Source organism: Microbacterium sp. K24 (assembly GCF_004794465.1).
In the GTDB taxonomy this organism is placed as follows: domain Bacteria; phylum Actinomycetota; class Actinomycetes; order Actinomycetales; family Microbacteriaceae; genus Microbacterium.
This window is the reverse complement of the sequence record NZ_SSDJ01000062.1, coordinates 1-10,300: the sequence shown is the minus strand read 5'-3', so window position 1 is coordinate 10,300 and position 10,300 is coordinate 1. Positions and strand designations below refer to the sequence as shown.

The following is a 10,300-nucleotide window of genomic DNA, read 5'->3' as shown; positions in this document are numbered from 1 at the left end:
GCGGCGACGACACGTCCCTCGAGCTGTTCTTCGCGGGATCCGCCGACAACGCCGACCAGCTCCTCGCGCGGCTCGGCACGATGGACAAGCTCCTCGAGTACAACCAGTCGGTCTACGACGACGCCGTCGCCGCCCGCAACTCCGCGCAGTCGCTCAGCGACCAGGCCGTCGTCGCCCGCAACGAGCGCGACCGCCTGCAGCTGATCGCCGAGGAGAAGATGCAGGCGGCCCAGGCAGCCGCCGACGCCGCGCAGGCCGCGCTCGACGAGCAGTCGACGAACCTCGCGACCATGCAGGCGCAGCTCGCCGCCCTCAAGGACACCACCGCCACGACGGTCGCCGGATACCAGGCCGGTGTCGAGGCCGAGGCGAAGGCCCGCCGGGAGCGCGAAGCCGCAGAGGCCGCGGCCAACGCCGGCGGCAACAGCGGCGGCGGCGGGACACCCGGCACCGGAGGCTGGGTGCGCCCGCATGGCGGCCACCGCAGCTCGGGATACGGCCCGCGGTCGCAGCAGTGCAACTCGCGCGGCTGCTCGACGAGCTGGCACTACGGCGTCGACCTGGCCAACGGCTGCGGCGCGGCGATCTACGCGGCCTACGGCGGGACGGTCGACTACGTCGGCCCGAACGGCGGCTACGGCAACTACATCCGCATCCAGCACGGCAGCGGCGTCGGCACCGGCTACGCGCACATCAAGCCCGGCGGATTCGCCGTGCGTCACGGCCAGTGGGTCAACGCCGGACAGGTCATCGCCTACGCCGGGAACACCGGCGGCTCGTTCGGATGCCACCTGCACTTCGAGGTCTACATCAACGGGCAGTACACCAACCCGATCAACTTCCTCGCCGATCGGAACATCTGGGTCTGATCGACCTCTCCGACATGCAGAAGACCCCCGGCCGCTGAGCGGAACCGGGGGTCTTCTGCATGGACCGGGGAGGGGTCAGTGGCCCTGCTCGCCGAAACGGACGATCGCCTCGTCGAGGATGCGCTCGGCCTCGGCCTTGTCGCCCCAGGCGTCGACCTTGACCCACTTGTTGGGCTCGAGGTCCTTGTAGTGCTCGAAGAAGTGCGCGATCTCCTTCTTCGTGTACTCGGCGATGTCGTCGATGTCCTGGATGTGCGCCCAGCGGGGGTCCTTCGACAGCACGGCGACGAGCTTGTCGTCTCCGCCGGCCTCGTCGCTCATCTTCAGCACGGCCACCGGACGGACCTCGACGACGACGCCGGGGTAGATGGCGTGGTCGAGGAGCACGAGCACGTCGAGCGGGTCGCCGTCCTCGCCGAGGGTGTTGTCGAAGTAGCCGTAGTCGGCCGGGTAGCCGAAGGTCGTGTAGAGCACGCGGTCGAGGTGCACTCGCCCGGTCTCGTGGTCGACTTCGTACTTCACGCGGCTGCCGCGCGGGATCTCGATGACGGCGTCGTGTGCGCCCATGCGTGTGCTCCTCAGAAAGACGGGTGGATGCCGCGGACCAGCCTACCCGCCGCGGCTCAGGCCGTCTCGTCCCTCGCCTGCGGCTTCTCGTGCGTCCAGAGCCGATAGATGACGTTCGAGATGACGCCGGTGAGCACCAGCAGGAACAGCGCGTAATACCCCTGGTCGCCGATGAGCAGGGCGACCGCGAGCGCGAGCCCGAAGAGCAGGATCGCGGCGATGTCGGCGGCAGCGCCATGACGGACCCTCGCGGTGGTCGCGGTGGTCATCTCCGGACGCCGGAGCAGGTACACGCGGGCGGCGAGCGTCGTGATCTGGGTGAGGATCAGGGTGCCGATGTACACGACCTCCTGCAGGGAGTCGGTGTCCATCTGCCCGAGCATCGCGGTGGGCACGGGCAGCCACACGATCGTCGCCATCCACGCGATGTTGATCCACAGGAGCCCCGGAGTGATCGACGTCACCTCGGTGTACTGCCGGTGATGCTCCATCCAGAAGTTCGCGATGAGGACGAAGCTCAGCGCGAAGCTGAACAGCTGTCCGCCGTTCTCATGGAAGAACTCGGCCGTGGCCACGCCTTCGGCGCCGGCATCCGACACCGACTCCAGCAGCGGGAGGATCAGCAAGGTCATCGCGATGGCGACGACGGCGTCGGCGAACGCCTTGAACCTCTCGGTCGAGAACTGCTGCGCGCTCCTGCGATCTGCCACGGCGCCAGAATAGACCGCGCGGCGCCCGGGGTCGACGGACGCGCGCGGAGCGGTCGAGTGTCCTACCGTGGGACTGTGCCGTCGCTCTCACCCGTCATCGCAGAGATCCGCCTCGCCGTGCGCACCGCGCTCGCCGACCTTCCGGAGGGCTCGACGGTGATCGTCGCCCTCTCCGGCGGTGCCGACTCGCTCGCGCTCGCCGCAGCGACGGCCTTCGAGGCATCGAAGCGGGGGATGCCGGCGACAGCCGTGATCGTCGATCACGGTCTGCAGGTCGACTCGGCAGAGGTCGCGGCGCGTGCAGCGAGCGTCGCCGCAGCGATCGGTCTCGACGCCCTCGTGGTGCGTGTCGACGTCGACGGCGACGGCGGCCCCGAGGCGGCCGCGCGAGAGGCGCGCTACCGGGTGCTGCGGGATGCCGCGGCCGATGTCGGCGCTCGTGCCGTGCTCCTGGGTCACACGCTCGACGACCAGGCCGAGACCGTGCTGCTCGGGCTGGCCCGAGGTTCCGGGGCGGCGAGCCTGCAGGGCATGGCGCCGGCGCGCGAGGACGACGAAGGGCTGCGCTGGATCCGACCGCTGCTCGGCGTGCGGCGGGAGACGACACGCGCCTTCTGCGCGGCATCCGCTCTGGATCCCTGGAACGACCCCCACAATCTCGACGACCGTTTCGCCCGGGTGCGCGTGCGGGAGCGGGTGCTCCCCGTGCTCGAGACCGAGCTCGGTCCGGGGATCGCCGAGGCGCTCGCGCGCACGGCCGATCAGCTCCGCGAGGATGCGGAGGCGTTCGACGAGATGATCCACGAGACGATCGAGGACATCGTCGAACATGCGGAGGCCGGCATCTCGGTCAGCGTCGCCGCCCTCGCCGCGAACCCCGCAGCTCTCCGGAACCGCATCATCCGCCTCGTCGTCGACAGCGAGTTCGGCGTCAGCCTGACCCGCACGCAGACCGTGGAGGTCGCGAGACTCGTCACGGACTGGGCGGGTCAGGGGCCGATCGATCTGCCCGGCTGCGCGGCCGTGCGCCGAGGCGGGCAGATCGTCTTCACGGCATCCGCCCGCTGACTACTTCTTGCCGCCGAAGAGGCCGCCCAGGAGGTCGCCGATTCCGCCGCCGCCGGAGCTGCCCGAGCCGCCGCCGAGAAGACCGCCCAGCACATCGCCGATGCCGCCGCCGCCCGCGCTGCCGCCGGAGCCGCTGCTGCCGCCGCCGAGAAGACCGCCGATGAGGTCGCCGATGCCGCCGCCGGACTCCTGCGCTCCCGTATCCGCCTTCTTGTCCTTGTTCGCGTTCGCGATCAGTCCCATCACGATCGGCGCGAGGATCGGCAGGAGCTTGCCGAAGTCGATGCCCGGGGTCGCCTTCGACTCGGTGAGCTTCGACGTGACCTCCTTCTCGTTGCCGCCGAGGATGTGCGCGACGATCTTGCCGCCGTCGGTCTGATCCACATCGTCGACCTTCGACGCGCCGGTGGCGCCCTCGTGCTTCTGCAGAGCCTTCTGGATCGCGGCGGAGCCCTCCGGGGTCTCGGCGTTCTTGGCGAGGCCGCCGAGCAGCACCGCGCCGCCCTGCTCGATCGCGACCTTCGCCTCGTCACGCGAGACGCCGAGCTTCTCGGCGATGTCGTCGACCGGCACCTGCTTGAGGATGTCGTCAAGAGCCATGGTGAATCCTTCCGTCGGTGGGCATCCGCCCGTCTCACCGCTCACAGTAGTGCGGAAGCCGTATCCGGGCACCTGTTCCCGTCGCCTAAAATCGATCCATGCGCGCCGCCGAAATCCAGGACGACCTTGCCCAGATCCTCGTCACAGAGGAGCAGATCCTCGCCAAGCTCGACGAGCTCGCGGCGCAGGTGGCCGCCGACTACGAGGGCAAGGACCTCGTCCTCGTCGGCGTCCTCAAGGGCGCGGTGATGGTGATGGCCGACTTCGCACGCGCTCTCCCGTTCCACGCGCCGATGGACTGGATGGCCGTGTCGAGCTACGGCGCGAGCACCCGGTCGAGCGGCGTGGTTCAGATCCGCAAAGACCTCGACACCGATCTCAACGGCAAGCACGTGCTGATCGTCGAGGACATCATCGACTCGGGTCTGACCCTCAGCTGGCTGCTCGAGAACTTCGAGTCCCGCGGTGCGGAGTCCATCGAGGTGCTGGCGCTGCTGCGCAAGCCCGAGGCCGCGAAGGTCGTCATCGACTGCAAGTACGTCGGATTCGACATTCCCACCGATTTCGTCGTCGGCTACGGCCTCGACTACGCCGAGCGGTACCGCAACCTGCGCGACGTCGCCGTGCTCGCACCGCACGTCTACAGCTGATACGCCGTGGGTGAACGCACAGCGGGTGCCTAGTTCGCGCGCGATACGCTGATCCGATCATGGATGTGAAGAAGCTCACCCGGAATCCGCTGATCTACGTCGCGCTGATCGGCGTGCTGCTCTTCGGCGGCTTCCTCCTCATCTCGAACCTCGGGGCGCCCAAGCAGATCACGACCCAGGAGGGTCTGAAGCTGCTCTCCGGCACCTCGGTCACCGAGGTCGTGAACACCGACGGCGACCAGCGCGTCGACATGACCCTGTCGAAGCCGTTCCAGGGCTCCGAGAACGTGCAGTTCTACTACGTCGACGCCCGCGCCGACGAGGTGGTCTCCGCGATCAACGAGGCCGCGCCGAAGGACGGCTTCAACGACGCCGTCCCGCGCGCGACCTGGTTCGACGGCTTCCTCTCGCTCCTTCTCCCTCTCGTGCTGCTCGGCCTTCTCTTCTGGTGGCTGCTCTCGTCCATGCAGGGCGGCGGCGGCAAGGTCATGCAGTTCGGCAAGTCGAAGGCCAAGCTCGTCAACAAGGAGACCCCGACGGTCACCTTCGCCGACGTCGCCGGTGCCGACGAGGCCATCGAGGAACTCCATGAGATCAAGGAGTTCCTGCAGGACCCGGCCAAGTTCCAGGCGATCGGCGCCCGTATCCCGAAGGGCGTGCTCCTGTACGGCCCTCCCGGAACCGGCAAGACGCTGCTCGCCCGCGCGGTCGCCGGTGAGGCCGGCGCCCCCTTCTACTCCATCTCCGGTTCCGACTTCGTCGAGATGTTCGTCGGCGTCGGCGCGTCCCGTGTGCGCGATCTCTTCGGTCAGGCCAAGGAGAACGCCCCCGCCATCATCTTCATCGACGAGATCGACGCCGTCGGCCGTCACCGCGGCGCCGGCATGGGCGGCGGCAACGACGAGCGCGAGCAGACGCTCAACCAGATGCTCGTCGAGATGGACGGCTTCGACCCGAACGCGAACGTCATCGTGATCGCGGCGACGAACCGTCCCGACATCCTCGACCCCGCTCTGCTGCGCCCCGGCCGCTTCGACCGTCAGATCGGCGTGGATGCTCCCGACCTCAAGGGCCGCCAGAAGATCCTCGAGGTGCACAGCAAGGGCAAGCCGCTGGCGAAGAGCGTCGACCTCGAGGTCGTCGCCCGCAAGACCCCGGGTTTCACGGGTGCGGACCTCGCCAACGTCCTGAACGAGGCGGCGCTGCTGACCGCCCGCTCCAACGCGCAGCTGGTCGACAACCGCGCTCTCGATGAGGCGATCGACCGTGTGATCGCCGGTCCGCAGCGTCGTACCCGCGTGATGCGCGACAAGGAGAAGCTCATCACGGCGTACCACGAGGGCGGCCACGCGCTCGCGGCCGCGGCGATGAACTACACCGATCCGGTCACCAAGATCACGATCCTGCCCCGCGGCAAGGCGCTCGGCTACACGATGGTGCTGCCGCTGGACGACAAGTACTCCATCACCCGCAACGAGCTGCAGGACCAGCTGACCTACGCCATGGGTGGCCGCGTCGCCGAGGAGATCATCTTCCACGACCCGACCACCGGCGCCTCGAACGACATCGAGAAGGCGACCTCGATCGCCCGGAAGATGGTGCTCGAGTACGGCATGACCACGCAGGTCGGTCCGGTGAAGCTCGGCACCGAGGGCGGCGAGCCCTTCGCCGGCCGTGACATGGGCCGCGGACGCGAGTACTCCGAGAAGGTCGCCGAGCGGGTCGACGCCGAGGTGCGCGCCCTCATCGAGCAGGCGCACAACGAGGCCTACGAGGTGATCAGCGCGAACCGCGACATCCTCGACAAGCTCGCCCTGGCGCTGCTCGAGGAGGAGACCCTCGACCACAACCAGATCGCCGAGATCTTCACCGAGATCAAGAAGCTCCCGGAGCGTCCGCTCTGGCTGTCGAGCGAAGACCGTCCGGTCTCCGAGCGGCCGCCGATCGAGGTGCCGAAGAAGGACGTCTCGCTCGCGGCATCCGTCCAGGCGCCCGCCGCCGCACCGCGGACGCAGCAGGGTTCGGCGGGTGCCGGTCACCCGCGTCCCGCGACGGCGTGACGTGACCGTCGACGCGCAGCGCATCGAGCGGCTCACGCGAGAGCTGCTGGAGGCGATCGGCGAAGACCCCGATCGGCCGGGCCTGAAGCAGACGCCGGCGCGGATGGCCGAGCTCTATGCGGAGTTCTTCGCCGGTGTCGGTGAGGATGCCGCGGAGCCGCTCGCGCGCACCATCAGCGTGACCCGCGGACCCGCGCCCGACACCCTCCCGTCCGGAGCCGTGCTCCTGCGCGACATCCGCTTCCGCTCGGTGTGCGAGCACCACCTGCTGCCGTTCGCCGGCCACGCCCACCTCGCGTACCTTCCGGGGGAGCAGGTCGTGGGTCTCGGAGCGCTCGTGCGCGTCGTCGAGATCCTCGCCGCCCGTCCGCAGGTACAGGAGCGTCTCGGAGAGCAGATCGCCGACACGATCGCGGAGCACCTCGACACCCGGGGCGTGCTGGTCGTGCTCGATGCCAGCCACGGCTGCGTCACGATGCGCGGCGGGAGGCAGACCGAGGCGTCGACGCTCACGATCGCCGCGCGCGGCGCATACGCGGATGCGGCCGCACGGGCAGAGCTCATCACCCTGATCGGTCCCTCGGCGGGGTCGGGGACCCACGCATGACGGCGATCTGGGGGATCGTGAACGTCACCCCCGATTCGTTCAGCGACGGCGGGCGCTACCTCGACGTCGACCGCGCGGTGGCGCACGGACTGCGGTTGCGCGCCGACGGAGCCAGCGTGCTCGACGTCGGCGGCGAGTCGACCAGGCCCGGCGCGGAGCGCGTCGGCACCGAGGTCGAGCAGCAGCGGGTGATCCCGGTGATCGAACAGCTCACCGCGGCCGGAGTGCCGGTCAGCGTCGACACGCTCAGCGCGGCCACCGCCGTCGCTGCCGTCCGCGCAGGCGCTCGGATCGTGAACGACGTCTCGGGCGGCCTCGCCGATCCCGACATGCGCGCCGCCGTCGCCGAATCCGGTGCGGACTTCGCGATCGGGCACTGGCGCGGCTTCTCCGCCGACATGTACGCGCATGCCGAGTACCGGCGCGTCGCCCGAGAGGTCGCGGGAGAGCTCCAGGAGCGCGTCGGCGAGGCGGCGGCATCCGGTATCGCTCCGTCGCGTCTCATCGTCGATCCGGGCATCGGCTTCGCGAAGGCGGGCGCCCAGAACTGGGATGTGCTGCGCGGCCTCGACGAGATCGTGGCCCTCGGGCCCCGGGTGCTCGTCGGCACCTCCCGCAAGCGGTTCCTCGCCGAGACGCTTCGGCAGGATGCCGGGGGCGACGAAGACATCTCGGAGGCGCGTCGTGACCTGGCCACCGCCGTCACCAGCGCGCTCGCCGCGCGGGCCGGCGTCTGGGCCGTGCGCGTGCACGACGTCGCGTCGACCCGCGACGCCCTCGCCGTCGCCCACGCCTGGACGGGGTGAGGCGGCGCGACGGCCCCCGTACGCTAGGCACATGGACTTCCTCGACGAGATCGCCCTCACGGGGCTGACCGTGTTCGGGCGCCACGGCGTGTACGACCACGAACGCCAGGACGGCCAGGAGTTCACGATCGACCTCCGCCTTCATCTCGCGCTCGAGCAGGCCGCGGCATCCGACGACGTGAGCGACACCGTGCACTACGGCGAGCTCGCGGAGAAGGTCGCGGCCGTGGTGGCGGGCGACCCGGTCAACCTCATCGAGACGCTCGCCTCACGCATCGCCGATGTCGCGCTCGACGATGCCCGCGTGCAGGGCGTCGTCGTCACGGTGCACAAGCCGCACGCCCCGATCCCGCTCACCTTCTCCGACGTGTCCGTCACCGTCCATCGCACCCGCACGTCGGCCGGCCTGGAGGATATCACCGCATGAGCCGCAATCTCGCTCGGCCCCTCGACACTCCCGATCGCCGGCCCGGTCGGCCCGAGGTCGTCGCCGTCGTCGCCCTCGGTGCCAACCTCGGTGCGCGCCATGAGACGATCCGCGCCGCCGCCGAACGCATCGCCCGACTGCCGCTCGTCAGCGAGGTGCGCCTCTCCAGCCTGTTCGACACGGTCGCGCTACGCGTCGACGGCCCCGACCCCGATGCGCCCGGCTACGTCAACGCCGTCGCGCTGGTCACCACCCGGCTCGCGCCCGAGATCCTGCTCGGGATGCTGCATGCCATCGAGGACGAGAACGGTCGCGAACGCCGCGAGCGTTGGGGGGATCGCACCCTCGACCTCGACCTCATCTCCTACGGGGAGGTCGTCTCCGACGACCCGCGTCTGCAGCTGCCGCACCCCCGTGCCGCCGAGCGCCTGTTCGTGCTGGACCCCTGGCTCGACGTCGATGCCGACGCCGAGCTCATCGGCCACGGCCGCGTGGCCGAGCTCGCGGAAGCTCTGCGCGCCGGGAGCGACGGATGAGACGCACCTCGGCCGGGGTCCTCGCCGTCCTCGCCCTGCTCGGCGCCGGCGGAGGATTCCTCCTCGATCACCTGCTCACCGCGGGCGGACGCTCGACGTTCACTCCGTCGCTCTTCCTCCCCGTCCTGCTCCTGCTGATCGCGGCAGCGGCCCTCGGCGTGGCCTGGCCGGTGCGCCGCAGCGTGCGCTCCGGCATCCGGATCGATCCGTTCCGCGCTCTCCGGGCGGCGACCCTCGCCCGGGCGTCCAGTCTGCTCGGGGCGATCATGGCCGGGTTCGGCGCCGGTCTGCTGGTGTTCCTCCTGTCGCGTCCCGTCGATCCACAGGTAGGGTCGACTGTGGCCATGCTGGCCCTGATCGGGAGCGCGATCATCCTCGTGATCGCCGCGCTCGTCGCCGAACAGTTCTGCACCCTTCCGAAGGATCCTGATGACTCAGAACCCAGAGACCGCGCCCCTGAACCCGGCGGAGGGCACTGATCTCGACGCCCTCGACCAGGGAACGTACACGCAGCTGCGCACCGCGCGGAACGAGGCGCGTCTGGAGCTCGACGGCACCTGGCACCAGATCTCACCGCGGTACGTCGTCTCGCAGATCGTGCAGAACATCATCTTCATCGTCGTCGTCGCGGCCGTCGCCGTCGCGCTCAACGTGGTGCTGAAGCAGGAGTGGGTGTGGATCCCCGCCGGCGTGATCCTGCTCATCACCGTGATCGCGCTCATCATCCTGCCGCGCCAGGCGAAGGCGATCGGCTACATGCTCCGCGCCGACGACATCGTGTTCCGCAAGGGCATCCTGTGGCAGCGGATGATCGCCGTGCCCTACGGGCGCATGCAGCTCGTCGACATCACCCAGGGACCGCTCGACCGCGCGTTCGGCATCTCGCAGCTGAAGATGGTCACCGCTGCCGCGACGACCGGCGTGCAGATCCCCGGCCTCACGCAGTCCGCCTCCGAGGCCCTGCGCGACACCCTCATCGAAGTGGCCGAGACCCGCCGGACCGGCCTGTGAGCGAGCAGCAGTTCCCCGCCGCCCCGAACGCGCCGGCATCCGCCCCGGTGGGCGAAGCATCGACGACCCTCGCGGACGGCGAATGGCATCGGATGCATCCGCTCACGCCGCTGTTCAAGGGCGGGCTCGTCCTGATCATCGTCGCCGGCATCGCGATCGCGAACATGCGCGATCGGATCATCACCTGGTTCGTCGAGCTCTTCACGCCGGAGGAGGCGCACTACGGCGACTACACCGGCGGCGACCCGGTCGACTGGGTGGTCAACAACAACCTGATCCTGCTGGTGCTGCTCGGCGTGCTGGGCCTCGTCGTCGTGCTCGTGGCGGTCTTCTGGTTCCTCTGGCGGTTCCATCAGTTCCGCATCACCGGCGATCACGTCGAGGTGCGC

At 69.6% G+C, this 10,300-nt stretch carries 13 protein-coding genes and 1 pseudogene; 11 read left to right on the top strand and 3 right to left on the bottom strand.

Annotated elements, in window-relative coordinates; genetic code table 11:
- The coding region (locus DW306_RS04410) for a M23 family metallopeptidase (RefSeq protein WP_136054433.1) at positions 1-869 on the top strand (869 nt) is incomplete at its 5' end.
- Positions 870-944: 75 nt separating this feature from the next.
- Here DW306_RS04410 and DW306_RS04405 read toward each other — a convergent pair.
- Both DW306_RS04405 and DW306_RS04400 read right to left on the bottom strand, forming a co-directional pair.
- Positions 945-1,436 carry an inorganic diphosphatase gene (locus DW306_RS04405; protein ID WP_045254862.1) on the bottom strand — a complete coding sequence of 164 codons (492 nt, stop codon included), beginning with the start codon at positions 1,434-1,436 and terminating at the stop codon, positions 945-947.
- Positions 1,437-1,492: 56 nt separating this feature from the next.
- Complete coding sequence (locus tag DW306_RS04400; RefSeq protein ID WP_240747053.1) at positions 1,493-2,146, bottom strand: TMEM175 family protein; 654 nt, start codon at positions 2,144-2,146, stop codon at positions 1,493-1,495.
- Positions 2,147-2,221: 75 nt separating this feature from the next.
- On the opposite strand from DW306_RS04400, the gene tilS reads away from it, so the two are divergent.
- Positions 2,222-3,214 carry a tRNA lysidine(34) synthetase TilS gene (gene tilS / locus DW306_RS04395; RefSeq protein WP_136054432.1) on the top strand — a complete coding sequence of 331 codons (993 nt, stop codon included), beginning with the start codon at positions 2,222-2,224 and terminating at the stop codon, positions 3,212-3,214.
- Here the strand turns inward: tilS and DW306_RS04390 are convergent, their stop codons facing one another.
- Entirely contained in the window at positions 3,215-3,814 is a 600-nt protein-coding gene (locus DW306_RS04390; protein WP_136054431.1) for a DUF937 domain-containing protein, read from the bottom strand.
- Between the two features lie 98 nt (positions 3,815-3,912).
- On the opposite strand from DW306_RS04390, the gene hpt reads away from it, so the two are divergent.
- The 9 genes and pseudogenes from hpt to DW306_RS04345 form a co-directional block, all read left to right on the top strand.
- Positions 3,913-4,464, top strand: coding sequence for a hypoxanthine phosphoribosyltransferase (gene hpt, locus DW306_RS04385; protein WP_136054430.1), 552 nt, complete (start codon positions 3,913-3,915; stop codon positions 4,462-4,464).
- Between the two features lie 59 nt (positions 4,465-4,523).
- The gene (gene ftsH, locus DW306_RS04380; protein ID WP_136054429.1) at positions 4,524-6,524 is read left to right on the top strand and encodes an ATP-dependent zinc metalloprotease FtsH; all 2,001 of its coding nucleotides are present in this window, start codon (positions 4,524-4,526) and stop codon (positions 6,522-6,524) included.
- 1 nt (position 6,525) lies between these two features.
- Positions 6,526-7,131 carry a GTP cyclohydrolase I gene (gene folE, locus DW306_RS04375; protein ID WP_136054434.1) on the top strand — a complete coding sequence of 202 codons (606 nt, stop codon included), beginning with the start codon at positions 6,526-6,528 and terminating at the stop codon, positions 7,129-7,131.
- A complete protein-coding gene (folP, locus tag DW306_RS04370; protein ID WP_136054428.1) occupies positions 7,128-7,937 on the top strand; it encodes a dihydropteroate synthase in 810 nt (269 codons plus the stop codon). Before folE ends, folP begins: the two co-directional genes overlap by 4 nt.
- Positions 7,938-7,968: 31 nt before the next feature.
- Positions 7,969-8,364 carry a dihydroneopterin aldolase gene (folB, locus tag DW306_RS04365; protein WP_136054427.1) on the top strand — a complete coding sequence of 132 codons (396 nt, stop codon included), beginning with the start codon at positions 7,969-7,971 and terminating at the stop codon, positions 8,362-8,364.
- Positions 8,361-8,900 carry a 2-amino-4-hydroxy-6-hydroxymethyldihydropteridine diphosphokinase gene (folK, locus tag DW306_RS04360; RefSeq protein ID WP_136054426.1) on the top strand — a complete coding sequence of 180 codons (540 nt, stop codon included), beginning with the start codon at positions 8,361-8,363 and terminating at the stop codon, positions 8,898-8,900. Before folB ends, folK begins: the two co-directional genes overlap by 4 nt.
- Positions 8,897-9,379, top strand: a complete 483-nt coding sequence (locus DW306_RS04355; RefSeq protein ID WP_136054425.1) for a DUF3180 domain-containing protein — start codon at positions 8,897-8,899, stop codon at positions 9,377-9,379. Before folK ends, DW306_RS04355 begins: the two co-directional genes overlap by 4 nt.
- A complete protein-coding gene (locus tag DW306_RS04350; protein ID WP_136054424.1) occupies positions 9,330-9,911 on the top strand; it encodes a PH domain-containing protein in 582 nt (193 codons plus the stop codon). Before DW306_RS04355 ends, DW306_RS04350 begins: the two co-directional genes overlap by 50 nt.
- Positions 9,908-10,300: pseudogene (locus DW306_RS04345) on the top strand (hypothetical protein); the annotation flags it as partial. The gene DW306_RS04350 and the pseudogene DW306_RS04345, both read left to right, overlap by 4 nt.